This window comes from Kitasatospora sp. NPDC053057, assembly GCF_044546945.1.
In the GTDB taxonomy this organism is placed as follows: Bacteria; Actinomycetota; Actinomycetes; order Streptomycetales; family Streptomycetaceae; genus Kitasatospora.
This window is the reverse complement of sequence record NZ_JBITZP010000135.1, coordinates 1-1,585: the sequence shown is the minus strand read 5'-3', so window position 1 is coordinate 1,585 and position 1,585 is coordinate 1. Positions and strand designations below refer to the sequence as shown.

The 1,585-nt window shown below is 72.6% G+C and carries 1 protein-coding gene; it reads right to left on the bottom strand.

Features of this window, described 5'->3' with window-relative positions; translation table 11 throughout:
• Window positions 1-1,585 (bottom strand): condensation domain-containing protein (locus ACIG5E_RS39425; protein ID WP_396542138.1); only part of this gene is annotated, 1,585 nt, incomplete at both ends.

Genomic DNA, 1,585 nt, shown 5'->3' with positions numbered 1-1,585 from the left:
CAGCACCTGCGGACCACCGTCCAGCGCCACCTCCAACGCCGCCACCAGACTCTCGGCAGCCGTCCGCACCAGCGCACCCACCGCCACCGGGTCGACAGGCGCGACGGCATCGACGGCGAGCGACAGCCCACGGTCCTCACCATCGTCGTCGACCGCGACCGCGAGCGGATAGTTGGTGCGCTCCCGGGAGAACAGCAGTCGGATGCCATCGGTCCCGGCGCGGTCCTTCGCCGCCTCCTCAGGGGCCGTCCGGTCGGCGTCCCGGCCGCCGCCGTTGTGGCGGTAGTTGAAGAGCGCGGAGAACAGTGGAGTGCCGCCCTCGACGCCACTGGCGCCCTGCGCCAGGGAAAGCGGGGCGTGCTCGTGCTCCAGCAGCGCGGCCAGCTGGCCGCGCATCTCCGACACCGCGTCCAGGACACCGAGCCCGTCCGTCCGCACCCGCACCGGCAGCGTGTTGATGAACGGGCCCGGGAGCCGGTCGGTGTCCAGGCCTGCGTTCATCCGCCCGAACAGCACGGTGCCGAAGACCACGTCGTCCCGGCCACTGACCACCGCCAGGGCGCGGGCCCATGCCACGTGCAGAACCGTGGCGGTGCTGACGCCGAGCCTGCGGGCGACCTCGCGCAGCCGCGTCTCGGCGGCGGGCGTGAACGGCACGACCTCACGCACCACATCGGCGCCGGCCCCTCGGACATCCACCAGCCCGTACGGGGAGGTGGGTTCGATGACGTCGCCGAGCAGCTCGGCGAAGTAGCGTTCGTGGGCGGCCTCCTCCGCGGCGGCACCACGCGTGTGGGCCACGAAGCTGCGGAACGGCAGCGGCTCGGGCAGCTGCTCGCCCCGGCCGGTGAGGAAGGCCTGCACCTCGGCCAGCAGCGTCTCCAGCGCGGCGTGGTCCTGCACCAGGTGATGGACGCGCACCAGGCCGAGCCAGCCGTCGCCGCCCGGCAGGGCCGCTGTGTGGACGGTGAAGAGCGGTGCCCGGTTGAGGTCCATCGACGAGCCCACCGCAGCGACCAACTCGCTCACCGGGTCGGCGTGCCGCGCGTCCAGCGTCACCTCGTCGACCTGCAGAGCAGCCTCGCGCCACACCACCTGGACCGGTCGGCTCAGGCCCTCCCAAACGAAGGAGGTACGGAAGACGTCGTGCCGGTTGATCACCTGCTGCAGCGCGGCGGTGAACGCGTCCAGGCGCTCCCGCGAGCCGAACTCGAGGACGAAGGGCATCACGTAGGCGTCCTCGCCGCCCTCGGCGAGGAGGTGGTGGAAGAGCAAGCCCTCCTGGAGCGGGGCCAGCGGGTAGACGTCCGCGACGTTCGCGGCGCCGCCGTCCACGGTGGCGACGACCCGCTCGACCTCCTCCGCCGTCAGGTCGACCAGCGGCAGCATCTCCGGCGTGATCGCGGTCGTACCCGCCGGAATCAGGTTCTCCGGCACCACGACCTGCGCCGCACCATCCGCGAGCGCCAGCCCCGCCGGCGTCGGGGACTGGAACAGCGCCCGCACCGACACCGACACACCCCGCCGACGCAGCACCTCCACCAGACGGATCCCGAGGAGGGAGTGACCGCCCAGGCGGAAGAAG